A 17,934-nucleotide genomic window follows, 5' to 3' on the forward strand; every position below is an offset into this window, starting at 1 on the left:
ATGCCCGGAGCGGTTTGATCCGGGGCCCAATAAATACGGACTATTCTGTCCTTTTCGCTGTCCAGCACTGGCAACTTCAGGCTATGCGCCCGAAACCAGCCTCCAGATCGGCAATAAGATCTTCGACATTCTCAAGGCCGATATGAACGCGAACCAGCGTGCCGTCGAAATCGACGCGGCTGTCCGGACGGATGGCGGCGATCTCTTCAGGTTGGTTGGCAAGAATAAGCGATTCAAAGCCACCCCAGGAATAGGCCATGCCGAAATAATTGAAATTATCGAGATACGCTGCAAGCTCGGTCTCGGTAAGGCGTTTTTTCAGGATAAAAGAGAATAAACCGCTGCTGCCGAGGAAATCGCGTTTCCAGAATTCGTGGCCTTTACTGCCGGGCAGCGCCGGATGATTGACGCGCGCCACCTGCGGATGCGCCGCCAGCCATTCAGCGACCTTCAGGCTGCTTTCATGATGCTGACGCAACCGCACCGCCAGCGTGCGCAGACCGCGGCTGGTCATATAAGCGGTATCGGCATCCAGCATCTGGCCCATCAGATAGGCATTTTCCCGCAGTTGCGCCCAGGTGCGGGCATTGGCGACCGCGGTGCCGACCATGCCGTCGGAATGGCCGATCAGGTATTTGGTGCCCGCCTGAATCGAAATATCAATCCCGAAATCCAGCGCCTTAAACAGCACCCCCGCCGCCCAGGTGTTGTCGATCATGATAATCGCCTCGGGGGCGATACGGCGCACGGCGGCGACAATCGCCGGGACATCGTGCACTTCCATGGTGATGGAGCCGGGCGATTCCAGAAACACGATTCGGGTATTCGGCTGGATCAGATCCGCGATGCCTGCGCCGATCAGCGGGTCGAACCAGCTGGTGGTTACGCCGAGCTTGCCAAGGATTTTTGTGCAGAAGTCCTGTGTCGGTTCATATGCGGTGTTTGTCACCAGTACATGATCGCCCTGTTCGACAAACGCCAGAAGGGTATTCGCCACCGCCGCCGCCCCACAGGGGAACAGCGCACAGCCCGCGCCGCCTTCCAGTTCGCACATTGCTTCCTGAAGCGAGAAGTGGGTCAGGGTGCCGCGCCGCCCGTAAAACAGCTCGCCGGACGCTCGCCCTGCGGTAGCGGCTTTTTTGGCGGCCACGCTGTCGAATACCAGTGACGAGGCGCGTTGGATCACGCTATTCACTGAGCCCTGGGTATAACGTTTGCTGCGGCCGGCATTGACCAGCGCGGTTTCGAGGTGCTGCTTTGTCATCTGAGCGGGATCCTGTTTATACGTCTGGATGTCCATACGTTACCACGATAAGCGGTCAGGATTTCTTCAACAAACCGTAAAAAGTTAAAAAATATTCTGCTGATTCGATTTACTGCGTAAGCGCAAGGAAAATCGCGCCTTTTTCCGACACCATGCAAATACTAATGAGAACTACTATCAATTCGATGATGTTTTGATATTATTAGCAGCAGTTTTGTGATTTTTGTCCTGGAGATACAGAGTGGGTAATGAGTTGATGCAGACGGATCTCTCCGTCTGGGGTATGTATCAGCACGCTGATATCGTGGTGAAAATGGTGATGATTGGCCTGATCCTGGCCTCCGTCGTGACCTGGGCGATCTTCTTTAGCAAAAGCGCTGAACTGATGAGCCAGAAGCGCCGCCTTAAGCGCGAGCAGCAGCTGTTAGCGAAAGCCCGTTCCCTGAACGACGCCAGCGAAATTTCCGCCTCCTTCCACGGCAAAAGTCTCAGCACCGCCTTGATTAACGAAGCCCAGGAAGAGCTTGAGCTCTCCGAAGGCAGCGAAGACAACGAAGGGATCAAAGAGCGTACCGGTTTCCGCCTTGAGCGCCGCGTGGCGGCAATTGGCCGCCATATGGGGCGTGGCAACGGTTACCTTGCCACCATCGGCGCGATCTCCCCGTTTGTGGGCCTGTTCGGCACCGTGTGGGGCATCATGAACAGCTTTATCGGTATCGCCCAGACGCAAACCACCAACCTCGCGGTGGTAGCGCCTGGCATCGCGGAAGCGCTGCTGGCGACGGCGATTGGTCTGGTAGCCGCTATCCCGGCGGTGGTGATTTACAACATCTTCGCGCGTATGATCGGCAGCTACAAAGCCACGCTGGGCGACGTCGCCGCGCAGATCCTGCTGCTGCAAAGCCGCGATCTGGATCTGAATGCTTCTTCTGCGCGCCCGGTGCGTACCGCTCAGAAATTACGTGTAGGTTAATGCCCTATGGCAATGCGTCTTAACGAGAATCTCGACGACAACGGCGAAATGCATGAAATCAACGTGACGCCGTTTATCGACGTGATGTTGGTTCTGCTGATTATCTTTATGGTGGCCGCGCCGCTGGCGACGGTTGACGTCAAAGTGAACCTGCCGGCCTCCACCAGCCAGCCGCAGCCGCGCCCGGAAAAACCGATTTACGTGTCGGTGAAAGCGGACAAATCGATGTTCCTTGGCAATGAGCCGATTACCGAGGAAACCATGATCGCGCAGCTCGACGCGCTGACGGAAGGCAAGAAGGACACCACGGTGTTTTTCCGCGCGGATAAAACCGTTGATTACGAAACCATGATGAAAGTGATGGATACCCTGCACCAGGCGGGATACCTGAAGATTGGCTTAGTCGGCCAGGAAACGGCGAAAGCGAAGTGATTTCCGGACATTAAAAAGGCGTGGTGAAGACCACGCCTTTTTTGTTGCCTGCGGTTTAGCCTAAATGCTCGCCGCCGGTCACGCCGTGGACTTCCGCCGTCACGTAGCTGGATTCCTGGCTGGCCAGATAAACATAAATCGGTGCCAGCTCGGCGGGTTGGCCTGCGCGTTTCATCGGCGTCTGCTTGCCGAATTCCGGCAGTTTCTCCTGCGGCTGACCGCCGCAAATCTGCAATGCGGTCCAGATGGGGCCAGGCGCTACGCAGTTGACGCGAATGCCTTTCTCGGCGATCTGCTTCGCCAGCCCGCGCGTGAAGTTGAGGATCGCGGCTTTGGTGGACGCATAATCCAGCAGGTGTGGGCTTGGCTGATACGCCTGAATCGATGATGTGGTGATAATGCTTGCGCCGGGTTTCAGGTGCGGCAGCGCCTGCTGGGTTATCCAGAACAGCGCGAACACATTGACCGCATAGGTTTTGGTGAACTGCTCGCTGGTGATCTCGGCGATATCCTGCACGGCGACCTGCTTACCGGCAACCAGCGCCAGGATGTCCAGCCCGCCCAGCGCTTTCACCGCCTGGTCCACCAGACTGCGAGCGAACGTCTCATCGCTCAAATCGCCGGGGATCAGCACCGCTTTACGCCCGGCCTCTTCAATCAGCTTTTTCACCGCTTCGGCGTCTTCCTGCTCGTCAGGCAGATAGTTCAGCACCACATCCGCGCCTTCACGCGCGTAAGCGATGGCCGCCGCGCGCCCGATACCCGAGTCGCCGCCGGTGACCAGCGCTTTACGATCCTTAAGGCGGCCCGAACCTACGTAGCTTTTCTCGCCGCAGTCGGGGACCGGATCCATCTTCGCCTGGATACCCGGAACAGGCTGGCGCTGCTTCGGGTATTCGCCGGTGTAATACTGGTTGGTGGGGTCCTGAACGTGGGTTTGATCGTTAGCCATAAGGGATCTCCATCAGTAGAAAATTCCCTTTAAGGATAGTGCCCGGGCGCAAGTTTTCAGGCGGATTCAGGATATTCCTGAATATATCAGAGACCGGGGGTGGAAGTAGGCGAAACGGCTGCGTCGGCTTCGGCAGGCGTGATTTCCTCCGGTGGCAGAGTCGGAACGGTATGGGTTTTATACTGTTTTTCAGCAAGCTGGCGGCTTATCATAAGCGTCGCGGCTTCGTCGGTTTTGAGTTGCTGATAACACGCTTCAATCTGCGCTTCCAGCGCGTTTTTTAGCGTGGGATTTTTTTTCATGATGGCGCACAGCACGGCACCGTAGATCTCTTCTTTGACCTTCAGCGCGTAAATTTCCCGGCGGTTTTGCCATTTTAACTGCACCAGCGCGGCAGGGATGGCGACTTCCTGCGTGTAGTACGCAATATCATCATTACGAATATCAATCAGCGCCTGTCTGTTCTGACTTAATATAAATTTTTGTTCTTCTTGCTTATCCAAAGTAAAATATTTTTCGGTTTCCTGTTTTTCCATTGTTTATTTATCCCCTAATTGATAAAAAACAGGCTCCGTTGACTCACGGGTAATAAGATTAAGCCAAATTTTGTTACCCTGATCGTTGATCAACGTTGTTTGCTCATGAATTAATTGGCTGATCTCTTCCGGACTTATTTTTTGTTGTTCGAGAAGAGAATTAAGCACGTGCGCAAAGCTATCAATTTTAGCCGCGCAGAACAGGCGCTCTTTAATGTGGCGGTCGCGCTCCTCAAGTAAAGCGTGACTCCGTTGCCCCGCCAATGAAGTCCGGCTTAAAATATCTTTCTCGTGCTCTCTGATATCGGGTATTCCTTGAGTGAAATTTTCATCTGCGCTGTCGGGCTGCGGCGGGGTAGCAGGCGTAGAAATAACGTAACGCGCCGCCACGAGATAATCGGGCAACATGATATAATTTCCTTATACTACAGTGTGTTACGGTTATGGCTTTGATGGGTTGCGTTGACGATACCATGTGCTAATTTTAAAATCAAAAAAATGGGTTCGGTGCATGAACACAGTTGTTTATTTAATTCTTACCGTATTACTGCTGATGATCGGCATATTGATATTAATGCGCCAGGATGGAGCCAATAAATCGCCAGTGGTTGAACCTGATGTGCGCGGGCCTGCCAGCAAAGAACAGGGCGAGGATCATTTTTCCGCGCTGCTTAATTCCATTACGCCAGTGTGGTATTGGCGGGTTAATCATGAATACATGGACTTTATCAACGCCACGGTAAAGCGGATGCGTTTTGATGAACTGAACGCCACGCCGGGGTTATTTGAGGCGCAGCGGCGTTGTAGCGATCTCAATTCCGCAGTGTATAAATATTACGAAAATATTAAAAAACGCTGCCTGAACGGAGAATTAGTACTGCTCTCCGATATCGAAGTACTCAATATGCGCCACTGTTTTCATGAGTTCAGTCTGGAGGCCTACCCGGCGCTGGTGGCGCTGGTCTGGCCTGAGTATGCGCGCCCGGAGGTCAACCCTGAAGATATTTAACAACTTGCTTGCAAGGCGCATCAGGCTGTTGCAAGCGGTTAACATTTCTGCGTTATACTGAGCGCCCCTTGGCTATCTATCAGGACCCTATGGAACGTTTTTTTGAAAACGCTATGTATGCCTCACGTTGGCTACTCGCGCCGGTCTACTTTGGTTTGTCTTTAGGGCTGCTGGCCCTGACGTTAAAATTTTTCCAGGAGATGTACCACGTTCTTCCGAACATCTACGAGATTGCGGAAGCCGATCTGATCCTGGTGCTGCTGTCGCTGGTGGACATGACGCTGGTCGGTGGGCTGCTGGTGATGGTGATGTTCTCGGGGTATGAGAATTTCGTTTCGCAGCTCGATATCGACGAGCATAAAGAGAAGCTCAACTGGCTGGGTAAAATGGATGCCAGCTCGCTGAAGAACAAAGTCGCCGCGTCGATTGTCGCTATCTCTTCCATCCATCTGCTGCGGGTCTTTATGGATGCGCGCAACGTGCCGGATAACAAGCTGATGTGGTACGTCATCATCCATCTGACTTTCGTCCTCTCCGCATTCGTGATGGGCTATCTCGATAAGCTCACCCGCCACGATCACAAATAATCGTTCGCCACGGGCATCCCGTGGCGAATTTCTGTGCAAATCCGCCGTGTTGTGCTTCGCTTAAATAACTTTCGTCAGCGATACGCCGGAGCCTGCTATGACGCGCCTCACCGCCAAAGACTTTCCACAGCAACTGCTCGACTACTACGACTATTACGCCCACGGCAAAATCACCAAACGCGAATTCCTCGAGCTGGCGACTAAATACGCCGTGGGCGGATTAACCGCGCTGGCGCTTTTCGACCTGTTAAAACCTGACTATGCCCTGGCGGAACAGGTGCTGTTTACCGACCCGGAGATCCTGCCGGAGTACATCACCTATCCATCGCCAAACGGCCATGGCGAGGTGCGCGGCTATCTGGTGAAACCCGCAAAAGCAGCCGGTAAAGTGCCTGCCGTGGTGGTGGTGCACGAAAATCGTGGCTTAAATCCCTATATCGAAGACGTGGCGCGGCGGGTAGCCAAAGCCGGGTATATTGCGCTGGCCCCGGACGGACTGAGCTCCGTTGGCGGCTATCCGGGCAATGATGATGAAGGGCGCAAACTCCAGCAGGATGTGGATCCCACAAAACTGATGAATGATTTTTTCGCCGCCATTGAGTTTTTAATGCAACACAAAGACGCGACCGGCAAAGTGGGCATGACGGGCTTTTGCTATGGCGGTGGGGTATCGAATGCCGCGGCGGTGGCGTATCCGGAACTGGCGGCGGCGGTGCCGTTTTATGGCCGCCAACCGCCTGCGCAGGATGCGGAAAAAGTGAAAGCGCCGCTGCTGCTGCACTTCGCCGAACTGGATACCCGCATTAACGAGGGCTGGCCCGCCTGGGAAGCTGCGCTAAAAAAAGCCGGGAAAACCTACGAAGCGCATATCTACCCCGGCGTGAACCACGGCTTTCACAATGATTCCACGCCGCGTTACGACAAGGCGGCTGCTGAGCTGGCCTGGCAGCGAACGCTGGCATGGTTTGAAAAATATCTGCATTGATTCGCACCGGGCACCCGGACGCCGTCATTTGGATGCCAAACCGCCGTGCTCATCACAATTTTCCGTCGGGGAATTTGCGCCTGGTATAAAGGATAATTACGCTGCCTTATCAAACAGACTTTTATGACATTCATCTGCAAGCCGCGAGAAAGGCTATTTTAAAACAAGGTGAAAATATATTCGTTAATTAGCGAAAGAGTAATTACAACATACTTAATTGTTTAATTTTCAGGACCTGGTTTTTACTGACAGAGAATTAGTTGAATTTCCTCTGTTTCTTTGAGCAGACGGATGCCGTTGATCTCAATATTTTTTTTACGTTGCCGTTAATCATAAAAAAAGGCGCGGGCAATAATAAAACCGTCAACGATAACAATATATTTTATATCCACACGCGGAACGCCGGTGCGTCCGTTTTACTCATCATTACGATGCACTCTCACTGCATCTACGCCTTAATGTTGTCAGATAAGGACAAGGAAATGAAGAAAGTCGCACTTGCTGCTGCCATATCGCTGGCGCTCGCCAGTCTGCATGCTTACGCGTTAGAAAGCCATTTAGTTTATAACCCTCAGGGTGTCGCCGTTTTTGACGCGCGTTTTTTTGATACCACCGACGGACCGTTTATGCCGGGCGACGATGATGACGCGGATGAAGACGGCAATGTTGCTCCAATGGTCTCCACCTGGAATATGAACTCGCTTCAAAAAGCGAAAGTTCTTAATGCGCTGGATTACTGGGCGGCCGTCATTACGCCGCCGCCAGGACAAACGCCTGCCATCGTCAATGTGGGAACGTTTGATATTGATAATGCGGCAGGAACGAGCGAAATGGCCTCGGAGGCAGCATTTAGCCTGACGAAACTTCAGGCTTTATTAACCGGCCAGCCTACCGGCGAACTGGTCTATGGCTCCCATGCCCAGTTCGTTATGGGAAAAATGGCTTTTGATAATCTGCCGTATGTGCCTTCCCAGTTGCCCCGTTCATCTGATGCAGATCTGACCGGCATCGCATTACATGAACTGGCCCATGGTCTCGGTATTGATAACAAGACGGGCGATGCAAGCGATGATCAAGATGCTTACCAGCCTTATTTCCTTGATTCATTTGGAACCTGGTCGGAACATCTGCGTGACGACAACGGAAACCCGGCTCGGCAGGGACAATTAATACTGTGTACAGGATGTGATAACGAATACACATCTGATGCCTTTGATGTGCGTCTCGACCAGGGTTACTTCACCGGCGACCACGTGAACGAGGTGCTGGCTGGCGCGATGCGCGGCCTGCCGGTCAAAATTCTGGATGTCGATGGTTATGTCGACCCGGACTACATGAGCCACTCAGAGCTCAGAAACAGCCTGATGAGCCACCAGAACTACCGCAACTACACCACCTTTATGGAAGCGGAACTGGCGATGCTCCAGGACATGGGATACCAGATCGATCGCCGTAATTTCTTCGGCTTCTCGGTCTATGGCGACGGGCAGACGCTGGTGAACCAGAACGGTTACTCGCTGCGTAATGCCGACGGCACGGGCTACATTGCAGGCGCTTATAACACCGCGCCGTTAGGGCTGGGCCTGCATATCTACGGCAGCAATAACCAGGTGTCCCAGGCGGCAGACCTGCTGACGGCGGGCGCAGGCGGCGCGGGGGTACGCGTGGATGGTGAAGGCAACACCCTGACGGTATTGCCGGGCACCCGGATTTATGCCGATGGTCTGAACGGCCAGGGCGTAATGTTTACCTACGGGAAAGACCATAATTTTATCCAGCGTGGCGATATTCAGGCGCTGGGTGAAAATGGCGTCGCCGCCCGGTTTGACTTCGGCAATAACCTGCTGGGTAATATTTCCGAATACCGGGGCTCTTATATCCGCACTATCCAGATAAATTATGATGATGGTACTTCTGAGATCGTTGATGACCCCCTGTCGGAACTCGAAGGCGCGCTGGTAGACAATGTCGATATCACCGGTCGCCTCGCCGGTAATCTGGCGGCGATTTATATCTCCTCAAATGCGCTGGTCAACAATATCAACGTCATGAGCGGCGCGCAGCTCCAGGGCGATATCCTCTCGGAATACGACCAGCAGGATGACGACGGTGATCAGCGTCTGACGCAACTCACCTTCGGCCTGCTGGCTGACGACCAGGGCCGCGCCACCGACCAGGCCGATGACGATTTCCAGATGCGTTACGATGATGACATTTCCGGCATCAACAACCTGGCGTTAAACGCGGCGGGTGGGATCACATCGCTCAACGGCAACTACAGCGTCTACAGCGTGGACGTGTTCGAAGACGCGACTCTGGCCGGTAACGGTCAGTACACCCTGAATGCTGACGGCGTGTTTAATAACGACGGCATCGTCTCGCCGGGCAACTCCATTGGGCAAATCGTTATCAACGGTGATTTCCAGCAGGGGCCGACCGGGCAACTGTTGATGGAAGTGGACGGCGCAGGCAATCACGATACCTTAATTGTTAACGGCAATGCCGCGCTGGATGGGCAACTGACCCTGGCGCCGCAGCCGGACTGGTATGCCGCCGACTGGCAGCTCAGCTCGACGCAACTGCTGCAATCCGTTACCTACAGCGGAGACTTCAGCGAGGTAAACAGCCTGCTGTTCTCGCCAACCCTGGCGCTGGAAGCTACACCGCAGGGCGAGGGCGTTTATCAGTTGGCGATCCGCCGTGCAGACAACGCCTATAGCCAGTACGGGCAGGATGATAACGCTCGCCGCGTCGGGGAAGCGCTGGGGCAAATCGTCCCCCGTGCCGGCAGCGATATGCAGCCAATGTTTACGGCGCTCGACTTCTCATCAGAAGACGGCAGCGATATCGCCCGGGCGCTGAGCCAGCTTTCCCCGGCGGGATACAGCGCCATGTTTGCCAGCTCGCTGAAGCGCGAGCAGCAGATTGCCGATCTGATCGGCGCGCGTCAGTTTGCTACGGCTCCGTCGCAACTCGCGGAAGATGAATGGCGCAGCTTCGCCGTGCCGTTCGGCGGCGGCACGTGGCAGAACCGGCAGGATAACCATATCGGCTATGACGCCACCAGCTACGGCATTCTGTTTGGCGCAGAGAAGCAGAGCGCGGCGGCACCCAACTGGATCGTGGGTTTCCATGGTGCAGTGAGCGGCCAGACGGTAAAAGTGAAAGCGCCTGAAAACGGCACCGGTAAAACCACGGCGTTCGATGTGGGGATGCAGGCGCGCTATGCCGTCGATCCGCAGGCGGGCGTCTGGCTGTTTGGTAATGGCCGCGTCGGCGTAGAAGACGGGAAAATGGATCGCAGCGTGAGCTTCCTCGATTACTCGTCGCGTAACCACGCCGACTGGACCGGCTATAGCGGTTCGCTGGCGGCAGGCGGCGGCTACAACTGGGCGCTGAGCGACACGCTGTCAGCCGGGCCGCTGGCGGCGCTGAACTACACCGTCTTGTCCCGTGAAGATTTGACCGAAAGCGGCAGCGAAGGCACCCGGATCCATCTGGATTCAAAAACCTTCCATTCGCTGCAGTCGCGTATCGGGGTAGGGGCGAACTGGGATAAACCCCTGGCGGCGGGAAGCGCGGTGAAAGCCAACCTGCAACTTACCTGGGATCATGAACTGCTGGATACCGATCTGGTGCAGGATGCCAGCTTCGCAGGCTATCGGGGCGTTGGCTTCACCACTAAAAATCAGGTGGTCGGGCGTGATGGCATGGGCGTTCAGGCGGGTATGAGCTATGCAATCAATAAAGACGTCGAGATCGGGGCCAGCGTGAACAGCGATCTGTTCCGCACCGGATATGACGCGGTAGCCGGAAACCTGTCGGCGACCTGGCGCTTCTGATTGCCTGCGCCGTGAGTTAAGCGCCTGCCGGAGGCAGGCGCTATTTCGTTACTTGCCTTCCAGCGCGTCAAAATCCGCCGCGTCATGGCGTTCATGCAGCTGTTCAGAGGCATCGCCCCAGGTGCGGTTGACCTTGCGGCCGCGCTGTACCGCCGGGCGGGCATTCACATCCTGCACCCAGCGCTGGAAGTTTTTATACGACGCCACATCCAGGAACTCCGCCGCGTCGTACATTCCGCCCAGGCCCAGCGCACCGTACCACGGCCAGATGGCGATATCGGCGATGGTGTATTCATCACCCGCGATATAACGATGGTCAGCCAACTGGCGATCCAGCACATCAAGCTGGCGTTTGGTTTCCATGGCGAAACGGTTGATGGCGTATTCGATTTTCTCCGGGGCGTAGTGATAAAAGTGCCCGAAGCCGCCGCCGAGATACGGCGCAGAGCCTTGCAGCCAGAACAGCCAGTTCAGGGTTTCGGTGCGCCCGGCGTGGTCTTTCGGCAGAAAATGGCCGAATTTCTCCGCCAGATACAGCAGGATCGCGCCGGACTCAAACACCCGCACCGGCGGATTAACGCTGTGGTCCATCAGCGCAGGGATTTTCGAGTTCGGATTGACGTCCACAAAGCCGCTGGAGAACTGGTCGCCTTCGCCGATGCGGATCAGATGAGCGTCATACTCTGCACCGCTTTCGCCCAGCGCTAACAGCTCTTCCAGCAGGATAGTGACCTTCTGGCCGTTGGGCGTGCCCAGCGAGTAGAGCTGGAGCGGATGTTTACCCACCGGGAGGGTGCGTTCGTGAGTCGGGCCAGCAACAGGGCGATTGATGCTGCCCCAGGTACCGCCTTGTTTTTGCCAGGTCCAGACTTTTGGGGGTTGCCAGGATTGCTCGGACATCGTTTTCTCCGCCTTTACACTGAAATGTTTAGCGAAGATAGCCGAGCTGGCGGGCAATGTGTAGCAAGCTGTGCGATTAAACGCCGGGAGTGTGATACATTTTCCGCGCTTATAAATGACCACAACACATAACAACGGGTATGCAGAACATTACTAAACGATTTCGCTGGCTTCTGCTCGTTATCCCGTTACTCAGCGGCTGCGGTACGCTCTCGCAAATGTCTTCCCCGGCAGGCACTCAGGAACTGCTTACCCACGAATCGCTGGATGGCGATGTCGACAGCGTGGTACGCCACTATATGGCGCAAAAGTCGGTTTCCGGCATGACGGTAGCGGTGATCCATAACCACGGCGAACCGCAGTATTACAGCTGGGGCGTCACCGATGAAAGCCATCGCTACCCGGTCAGGCCGGATACCCTGTTTGCTCTGGGTTCGCTCAGTAAAGGGGTGACGGCGGAGGTAGTCACCTGCCTGGTGAATGAAGGGCGGCTCAGCTGGGACGACACACTGACGGCCCTGTTGCCGCCGGGTACGCCGCTCAGCGCAGATGCGCGCAACATCACCCTGCTGGAGCTGGTGACCCATACCTCCGGGCTGCCGCGCCAGAATATGGATCTGCCGATGCTGAAAAAATTCATCGGTTATTTAGGCAGCGGCGAAAACTTTTATGGCGAGCTGGACAGCGATAACGTGCTGGATTATTTAGCCCGCTGGCAGGCGCCGCAAAGTAAAGCGCCGGAATATTCCAATCTCGGCTATGCGCTGATCGGCTATATCCTGAAATATAAAACCGGCGAAGATATTCAGACCCTGGCGTCGCGCTATATTTTCCGGCCATTAAATATGGCCAGCACCAGCTTTACGCCGGAACGCTTAAAAGGCTTTCCGCAGCGCGCACTGGGTCACGCCGGAGATCAGCCAAAATTTATGCCGCGCGGGCAATTAACGCCCGACTGGCGCTTTACTAACAATATGGTGGCGGCGGCGAGTTTATACAGTAACGCCGAAGATCTGATCGCCTATGCCCGCTATCACGTATCAAAAACCGACAATAGCGTACTGGATGTGGTATTTGCCGAGGTCAGCAATATCTATTTCCAGCGCCCTGAAGGATCGCAGGAGATCGCCTGGGCCACCGATTTTATTGGCCGGGAAAAAATTACTTATCAGGTGGGTTATATCGGCGGTTACTCCAGCTTTATCGGCTTTGATAAAGAAAAAGGCAATGCGGTGGTGGTGCTGCAAAACGCCTTTAACTGGAGCAACTACATCGGCATGACGTTGCTGCTGGATATGGCGAAAAACGATCGCCAGCTCCCCGGCAACCGTTTCGCGAATAATTAGGCTTCTTTGCGCCCCAGCCAGCGCTCTTTCAGCAGCGAGCCCGCAATGCCAATATCCAGAATCGGCGACGGCGGCAGGAAATTGGCCTCACCCAGCGACTGCATATCGGCAATCAACGGGTTGTCCTGTTTGAGCATCACATCTGCCAGCAGGCTGCCCGCTACGGTCTGCTTTGAGACTCCCGCGCCGTTGCAGCCGCCTGCGGTACAAATCACCTCATTCAATGCTCCCCATACCGGCGCGCCGTTACGCGTCACGCTGATGGTGCCGGACCAGGTATGCTCCAGATTCACCTCGCGCAGCGTCGGGTAGACTTTATTGAACAACCGGCGGTGCAACTGCGCGGCGTGCCAGGTTTGCTCCACGCTGACCTGGCCTTTTAACGCGGGGGTGACGTGCTGGCGGATCAGGAAGCGGCGATCGGTGGTAAAGCGGAACGTCGCCCCGGCGATGGCGTTAACCGGCGTCAGCCCCCAGCTTTGCATCGGCGGCAGCGTCGCCAGCTGTTCGTCGGTCAACGGCTCGGTGATACTGGCGAAGGTCGCCATCGACGCCTGACGCGTCAGGCCGGGCAGCAGGGCGGATGACAGCGCGTTGGTCGCCAGCATCACTTTTGGGGTTTTGATGACGCCGAAGGGCGTCACGACTTCCGCCACGCTGCCGTAGCGGATCTGCAGCACCGGGGTGTTATCAAAACTTTGCACGTTTTCCGGCAGACAGTGGGTCAGCCCGGAAATCAACTGCGCCGGGTTCACCAGCACGCAACTCGGGGTATAAATGCCTTTGCTGTAAAACCGGGTGCCGAGTTTTTCATACAGGGCATCGCTTTCTAAGGTCTGGTACGGCTCGCGCATTAAATCGAGATGGCTGGCATATTCATTTAAAATACGATCGTTGCCGCGCTCGACCTGGCAATGGTATTTCCCGGCATTTTCCCAGTCGCAGGCAATCCCGTGCCGGTCAATCTGGCTTTCCAACTGGCGAATACCTTCCTGGAGCAGATTGCGCCAGGCGTTGGCTTTTTTTAATTCCGCCGTGGAGCTGCCGATATTATGCGGCAGGCCGATCACGAAACCGGAATTCCGCGCCGAGGAGCTTTCGCGCGCGCTGTGGGCATCGACAATAACGATGTTCAGGGCAGGATTAATTTCCGCGAGCCGACGGGCGAACGCCACACCGGCGAAACCCGCGCCGACGACGACCCAGTCGGCAGTGATATCGCCGCGCAGCGTAGGGTGCGGGTCGAAATGCGGTTCGCCTTCCGGCCAGCCCACCTGATTGTGATTAAACGGTATTGATGCGTAGCGCACGGCCCTGAATCCTTTTAGGAAATAAACCAATTTTATAAAGTAAAGATTGCCATTCACGCCAGTGATAATCTGAGGGTGATTGATTTGAGACAAGTACAATAAGGAGAGGGCATGAGCCTGTCGATCATGTTGCAGGGCACCGCCTCGGATGTGGGGAAAAGCACGCTGGTAGCCGGGCTATGCCGCATCTTTTTCCAGGATGGTTATCGCACCGCACCGTTTAAATCGCAAAATATGGCGCTGAACTCCGGCATCACGCCCGATGGCAAAGAGATGGGGCGTGCCCAGGTGTTCCAGGCGGAAGCGGCGGGCATTGCGCCGGACGTGCGCATGAATCCGATCCTGCTCAAGCCCACCAGCGATCGCAACGCGCAAATCGTTTTAATGGGCAAAGTCGCCAGCGGCATGGACGCGGTGAGCTATCACGATTACAAACCGACACTGCGCGAGACGGTACGCGGCGTCTACCAGAGCCTGGCCGCAGAGTATGAGGTGATGGTGCTGGAAGGGGCGGGCAGCCCGGCGGAGATCAATCTACGTGACCGCGATATCGTCAATATGGGCATGGCGGAACTGGCGCAATGCCCGGTGATTTTAGTGGCGGATATCGACCGGGGCGGGGTGTTCGCCGCCATTTACGGTACCGTAGCGCTGCTTCAGGAACATGAGCGCTGGCGGGTAAAGGGCGTCATTATCAATAAGTTTCGCGGCGACGTGGCACTGCTGACCTCCGGGCTGGAGCAAATCGAAGCGCTGACCGGTGTGCCGGTGCTTGGCGTGATGCCGTGGCTGGACGTTAGCCTGGAGGATGAGGACGGCGTGGCGCTCCAGCGCGGTAAATATCGCGATGTCACAGATCGCCCCCTTGAGATCGCCGTGATCCAGCTACCGCATATTGCCAACTTCACCGATTTTAATCCGCTGGCGGCGCAGCCCGACGTGCGGGTGCGTTATGTGACGTCTCCTCATCAACTGAACGATGCCGATCTGCTGTTGCTGCCCGGCAGTAAAAATACCCTCGGCGATTTGCAGTGGCTGCGCGCAAGCGGGCTGGCGGAGGCGTTACTGGCGCGGCATCAGGCCGGAACGCCGGTAATGGGCATTTGCGGCGGCTACCAGATGCTTGGCACTACCATTATTGATGAGGTGGAATCCGGGCTTGGCGAGCGGCCCGGGCTGGGATTACTGGACGTTACCACCCGCTTCGCCCGGGAAAAAGTCACCACCCTGGTCACGGGCGTGACGGTGGAAAACGTCAGCGGCCTGTTGCAGCGCTGCGGCCAGCAGCCGGTTACCGGTTATGAAATCCATATGGGCGAAACCACGCGCGGCGAGGGCGTTCAGCCAATGTTAACATTTAGCGATCGCGTTGACGGCGCGGTCAGCCCGGACGGCCTGGCCGCAGGGTGTTATCTGCACGGCTTGTTCGATAACGGCGGTTTTACCCGCGCGCTGCTGGATACCCTGCGCCAGCGTAAAGGCCTCGAGCCGTGGGACGGCGAGGTGCTGGACTACGCGGCCCATAAAGCGCAGCAGTTCGACCTGCTGGCGCAGCAGATGCGTGAACACATTGATATAGCGCGCGTTTACCAGATTATGCGCGAGCACAAGGAGCTCAGCTAATGATCCTGATTACCGGCGGCGCGCGCAGCGGAAAAAGCCGTCACGGCGAGCGGCTTGTGCAGGGCATGGCGGAGCGCGTGCTGTATATCGCCACCTCAATGATTTTCGATGACGAGATGGCAGAGCGAATCAGGCATCACCAGCTGAGCCGCTCTGCGCACTGGCGTACCGTGGAGGCGTGGCGCGATGTACCCGCCGTCATTACGCCAGACAACGATCCGCAGGAGGCCATTTTGCTGGAGTGCATTACCACGCTTATCAGCAATCTGCTGTTTGATTTCGTTGGCGATACGCCGGAAGACAGCTGGGATTACGTGGCGATTGAAGCGCATATCGACGCGCATATCACGCAACTGCTGATGGCCTGCGCGGCCTGTCCGTCTCCGGTGGTGTTAGTGACCAACGAAGTGGGGATGGGCATCGTGCCGGAAAACCGTTTAGCGCGTCATTTTCGGGATATCGCCGGGCGCGTCAACCAGCGGCTGGCGGAGCAGGCGGAACAGGTGTGGCTGGTGGTATCGGGGATTGGCGTAAAGATTAAAGGATAAGGCGGCCCGACGCATCATGTTGGGGCGAGTGGAGAAAAGAACGTTAACGAATTTACGAAAAAACAGGAAGAAATGTGCGTCCGCCACCCTTCTTCGACGTGGAATGGTGGTAGATCTATTCGCCGTTGCTCAGGTTTCTTTTTTTATTATTAAAATCAAGGAACTGGAACTTCGATCATCATAAGAAATGTGATTAAAAAGTTGGTACTTTGCCTTGAGGTAATAAAGCTCTTTAAAAACAGTGACATATTTTTAGAGTGTTCCCCGCGCCAGCGGGGATAAACCGCGATCACCGCCGGAGAGGTATGCGAACGTAACGTGTTCCCCGCGCCAGCGGGGATAAACCGTCGCTACTCACCGCGCCATTGATTATGTCAATGTGTTCCCCGCGCCAGCGGGGATAAACCGGCCGCTTATGCCTACTTCGCGGCCTGCCCTGAGTGTTCCCCGCGCCAGCGGGGATAAACCGCAAGAAAACTGGATTTCCGCTCTGTTCCGTTAGTGTTCCCCGCGCCAGCGGGGATAAACCATCTGGCCCAGCGTCCAGGTGTGGTCGCCCAGCGTGTTCCCCGCGCCAGCGGGGATAAACCGCTGCTCCTCAACTTCAGGAAGCGGAAGCAACTGTGTTCCCCGCGCCAGCGGGGATAAACCGAGGTTGAGAGATTTCAGCGATTGGATTTCAGCGTGTTCCCCGCGCCAGCGGGGATAAACCGTCAGCCACCAGCCCCTCAAACAGCCCGTAGTAGTGTTCCCCGCGCCAGCGGGGATAAACCGGATCTTCTCAGGTTGAGTATTGAGAAAGACGGGTGTTCCCCGCGCCAGCGGGGATAAACCGTCAGCTTTGACGGTGTGGTACCGGATACCGGCGTGTTCCCCGCGCCAGCGGGGATAAACCGGCGATGCACGAAATTACACGAAAATTACACGAGTGTTCCCCGCGCCAGCGGGGATAAACCGCATGACTAAGACCACGATTTTTTCAGGTGTCCGTGTTCCCCGCGCCAGCGGGGATAAACCGTATGAATTAACCACCTAACCAGGCCACTAACTGTGTTCCCCGCGCCAGCGGGGATAAACCGCAGGTTAGATGAATGTTGCCTGCGGTCGAAGCGTGTTCCCCGCGCCAGCGGGGATAAACCGCGCAACATGATTATTCTCGACTATATGGACGGGTGTTCCCCGCGCCAGCGGGGATAAACCGACGCCGCCAGTATAGCTGTGCTTCGTTAACGCGTGTTCCCCGCGCCAGCGGGGATAAACCGCAACACGTCTTCATGAGCGTTGGTGGATTCCGGTGTTCCCCGCGCCAGCGGGGATAAACCGCGCGCACAGCGCGACCCGTTTTGGTGTCGCAAGTGTTCCCCGCGCCAGCGGGGATAAACCGGTGACCCACACCTCTGACTCCATTCGGCGGATGTGTTCCCCGCGCCAGCGGGGATAAACCGTGAAATTACTTGCCATATGTGAGCGGCTAGGTGTGTTCCCCGCGCCAGCGGGGATAAACCGGACAGCACCGATCAGCCGCAGGTTTTCCGCGTGTGTTCCCCGCGCCAGCGGGGATAAACCGGGCCGGTAGTATACGACCTTCAGTCACTTTCCGTGTTCCCCGCGCCAGCGGGGATAAACC

The 17,934-nt window shown here is 56.0% G+C and carries 15 protein-coding genes and 1 CRISPR repeat array; of the genes, 9 read left to right on the forward strand and 6 right to left on the reverse strand.

Going from position 1 to position 17,934, the window contains the following annotated elements:
• Positions 1 to 76: 76 nt before the first annotated feature.
• Positions 77 to 1,264, reverse strand: a complete 1,188-nt coding sequence (gene metC, locus GV764_RS20225) for a cystathionine beta-lyase (protein WP_161661754.1) — start codon at positions 1,262 to 1,264, stop codon at positions 77 to 79.
• Between the two features lie 241 nt (positions 1,265 to 1,505).
• On the opposite strand from metC, the gene exbB reads away from it, so the two are divergent.
• Together exbB and exbD are read left to right on the forward strand one after the other, a co-directional pair.
• Positions 1,506 to 2,237: a tol-pal system-associated acyl-CoA thioesterase gene (gene exbB / locus GV764_RS20230; protein WP_161661756.1), complete on the forward strand. Its 732-nt coding sequence runs from the start codon at positions 1,506 to 1,508 to the stop codon at positions 2,235 to 2,237.
• A gap of 6 nt (positions 2,238 to 2,243) precedes the next feature.
• Positions 2,244 to 2,669, forward strand: a complete 426-nt coding sequence (exbD, locus tag GV764_RS20235) for a TonB system transport protein ExbD (protein ID WP_125293698.1) — start codon at positions 2,244 to 2,246, stop codon at positions 2,667 to 2,669.
• Between the two features lie 55 nt (positions 2,670 to 2,724).
• On the opposite strand, the gene GV764_RS20240 is transcribed toward exbD, so the two are convergent.
• The 3 genes from GV764_RS20240 to GV764_RS20250 all read right to left on the reverse strand — a co-directional run bounded on the left by GV764_RS20240 (position 2,725) and on the right by GV764_RS20250 (position 4,565).
• The gene (locus GV764_RS20240) at positions 2,725 to 3,621 is read right to left on the reverse strand and encodes an SDR family oxidoreductase (protein WP_161661758.1); all 897 of its coding nucleotides are present in this window, start codon (positions 3,619 to 3,621) and stop codon (positions 2,725 to 2,727) included.
• Positions 3,622 to 3,707: 86 nt separating this feature from the next.
• A complete protein-coding gene (locus GV764_RS20245) occupies positions 3,708 to 4,157 on the reverse strand; it encodes a cytoplasmic protein (protein ID WP_161661760.1) in 450 nt (149 codons plus the stop codon).
• A gap of 3 nt (positions 4,158 to 4,160) precedes the next feature.
• Positions 4,161 to 4,565, reverse strand: a complete 405-nt coding sequence (locus tag GV764_RS20250) for a hypothetical protein (protein WP_161661763.1) — start codon at positions 4,563 to 4,565, stop codon at positions 4,161 to 4,163.
• Positions 4,566 to 4,668: 103 nt separating this feature from the next.
• On the opposite strand from GV764_RS20250, the gene GV764_RS20255 reads away from it, so the two are divergent.
• The 4 genes from GV764_RS20255 to GV764_RS20270 all read left to right on the forward strand — a co-directional run bounded on the left by GV764_RS20255 (position 4,669) and on the right by GV764_RS20270 (position 10,580).
• Positions 4,669 to 5,166: an ESA_00282 family adhesion-associated protein gene (locus tag GV764_RS20255; protein WP_161661765.1), complete on the forward strand. Its 498-nt coding sequence runs from the start codon at positions 4,669 to 4,671 to the stop codon at positions 5,164 to 5,166.
• An 89-nt stretch (positions 5,167 to 5,255) separates the two neighbouring features.
• Entirely contained in the window at positions 5,256 to 5,753 is a 498-nt protein-coding gene (locus GV764_RS20260; RefSeq protein ID WP_144131468.1) for a TIGR00645 family protein, read from the forward strand.
• A gap of 97 nt (positions 5,754 to 5,850) precedes the next feature.
• Positions 5,851 to 6,738, forward strand: a complete 888-nt coding sequence (gene yghX / locus GV764_RS20265; RefSeq protein WP_161661767.1) for a YghX family hydrolase — start codon at positions 5,851 to 5,853, stop codon at positions 6,736 to 6,738.
• Between the two features lie 482 nt (positions 6,739 to 7,220).
• On the forward strand, positions 7,221 to 10,580 hold the full coding sequence (locus GV764_RS20270) for an autotransporter outer membrane beta-barrel domain-containing protein (protein WP_161661769.1): 3,360 nt from the start codon (positions 7,221 to 7,223) through the stop codon (positions 10,578 to 10,580).
• A 48-nt stretch (positions 10,581 to 10,628) separates the two neighbouring features.
• On the opposite strand, the gene yghU is transcribed toward GV764_RS20270, so the two are convergent.
• Positions 10,629 to 11,480: a glutathione-dependent disulfide-bond oxidoreductase gene (gene yghU / locus GV764_RS20275; RefSeq protein WP_161661771.1), complete on the reverse strand. Its 852-nt coding sequence runs from the start codon at positions 11,478 to 11,480 to the stop codon at positions 10,629 to 10,631.
• A gap of 140 nt (positions 11,481 to 11,620) precedes the next feature.
• Between yghU and GV764_RS20280 the strand changes: the two genes are divergently transcribed.
• On the forward strand, positions 11,621 to 12,826 hold the full coding sequence (locus GV764_RS20280) for a serine hydrolase domain-containing protein (RefSeq protein WP_161661773.1): 1,206 nt from the start codon (positions 11,621 to 11,623) through the stop codon (positions 12,824 to 12,826).
• Here the strand turns inward: GV764_RS20280 and GV764_RS20285 are convergent.
• Entirely contained in the window at positions 12,823 to 14,136 is a 1,314-nt protein-coding gene (locus GV764_RS20285) for an NAD(P)/FAD-dependent oxidoreductase (protein WP_161661775.1), read from the reverse strand. The two genes, GV764_RS20280 and GV764_RS20285, sit on opposite strands and share 4 nt — an antisense overlap.
• A gap of 111 nt (positions 14,137 to 14,247) precedes the next feature.
• On the opposite strand from GV764_RS20285, the gene GV764_RS20290 reads away from it, so the two are divergent.
• Both GV764_RS20290 and cobU read left to right on the forward strand, forming a co-directional pair.
• Positions 14,248 to 15,759 carry a cobyric acid synthase gene (locus GV764_RS20290; protein WP_161661777.1) on the forward strand — a complete coding sequence of 504 codons (1,512 nt, stop codon included), beginning with the start codon at positions 14,248 to 14,250 and terminating at the stop codon, positions 15,757 to 15,759.
• Positions 15,759 to 16,307, forward strand: coding sequence for a bifunctional adenosylcobinamide kinase/adenosylcobinamide-phosphate guanylyltransferase (cobU, locus tag GV764_RS20295; protein WP_161661779.1), 549 nt, complete (start codon positions 15,759 to 15,761; stop codon positions 16,305 to 16,307). Before GV764_RS20290 ends, cobU begins: the two co-directional genes overlap by 1 nt.
• A gap of 257 nt (positions 16,308 to 16,564) precedes the next feature.
• Positions 16,565 to 17,874: a CRISPR direct-repeat array (repeat unit 29 nt; unit sequence GTGTTCCCCGCGCCAGCGGGGATAAACCG).
• The last annotated feature ends 60 nt before the right edge of the window (positions 17,875 to 17,934 follow it).

Source organism: Atlantibacter hermannii, from assembly GCF_009907385.1.
GTDB lineage: Bacteria > Pseudomonadota > Gammaproteobacteria > Enterobacterales > Enterobacteriaceae > Atlantibacter > Atlantibacter hermannii_A.

Excerpts from the sequence above, each read along its gene's own strand:
- GV764_RS20245 (WP_161661760.1), bottom strand. The coding sequence starts at position 4,157 with ATGGAAAAACAGGAAACCGAAAAATATTTTACTTTGGATAAGCAAGAA.
- GV764_RS20260 (WP_144131468.1), top strand. The coding sequence starts at position 5,256 with ATGGAACGTTTTTTTGAAAACGCTATGTATGCCTCACGTTGGCTACTC.
- GV764_RS20280 (WP_161661773.1), top strand. The coding sequence starts at position 11,621 with ATGCAGAACATTACTAAACGATTTCGCTGGCTTCTGCTCGTTATCCCG.
- GV764_RS20290 (WP_161661777.1), top strand. The coding sequence starts at position 14,248 with ATGAGCCTGTCGATCATGTTGCAGGGCACCGCCTCGGATGTGGGGAAA.
- metC (WP_161661754.1), bottom strand. The coding sequence starts at position 1,264 with ATGACAAAGCAGCACCTCGAAACCGCGCTGGTCAATGCCGGCCGCAGC.
- GV764_RS20255 (WP_161661765.1), top strand. The coding sequence starts at position 4,669 with ATGAACACAGTTGTTTATTTAATTCTTACCGTATTACTGCTGATGATC.
- yghX (WP_161661767.1), top strand. The coding sequence starts at position 5,851 with ATGACGCGCCTCACCGCCAAAGACTTTCCACAGCAACTGCTCGACTAC.
- exbD (WP_125293698.1), top strand. The coding sequence starts at position 2,244 with ATGGCAATGCGTCTTAACGAGAATCTCGACGACAACGGCGAAATGCAT.
- yghU (WP_161661771.1), bottom strand. The coding sequence starts at position 11,480 with ATGTCCGAGCAATCCTGGCAACCCCCAAAAGTCTGGACCTGGCAAAAA.
- GV764_RS20240 (WP_161661758.1), bottom strand. The coding sequence starts at position 3,621 with ATGGCTAACGATCAAACCCACGTTCAGGACCCCACCAACCAGTATTAC.
- GV764_RS20270 (WP_161661769.1), top strand. The coding sequence starts at position 7,221 with ATGAAGAAAGTCGCACTTGCTGCTGCCATATCGCTGGCGCTCGCCAGT.
- cobU (WP_161661779.1), top strand. The coding sequence starts at position 15,759 with ATGATCCTGATTACCGGCGGCGCGCGCAGCGGAAAAAGCCGTCACGGC.
- GV764_RS20250 (WP_161661763.1), bottom strand. The coding sequence starts at position 4,565 with ATGTTGCCCGATTATCTCGTGGCGGCGCGTTACGTTATTTCTACGCCT.